The 275-nt window shown below is 59.6% G+C and carries 1 pseudogene; it reads left to right on the forward strand.

The window, feature by feature from the left end:
• Nucleotides 1–275: pseudogene (locus SB753_RS37050) on the forward strand (integrase); the annotation flags it as partial.

The raw sequence follows: 275 nt of genomic DNA on the forward strand, positions 1-275 counted from the left end.
GTCACAACCAAACGTCCTCGCGCAACGTGCGGCTCGCCGCCATTCATTCGTTCTTCCGCTACGTAGCAACGCATGCGCCGGAGAGGATCGAACAGGCGCAGCGGATTCTGGGCATTCCCTTCAAGCGCACACGAACCGGATCCGTCGACTACCTCGAGGAGGACGAGATCCGTGCCGTCCTGAATTGTATCGATCGAAGCACCTGCTACGGCCGTCGTGACTACGCGTTACTCGGTGTGCTGTTTAATACCGGCGCACGGGCCCAGGAAATCGTC

The sequence above is a fragment of the Paraburkholderia sp. SIMBA_053 genome, from assembly GCF_046534895.1.
GTDB classification, from domain to species: Bacteria; Pseudomonadota; Gammaproteobacteria; order Burkholderiales; family Burkholderiaceae; genus Paraburkholderia; species Paraburkholderia caledonica.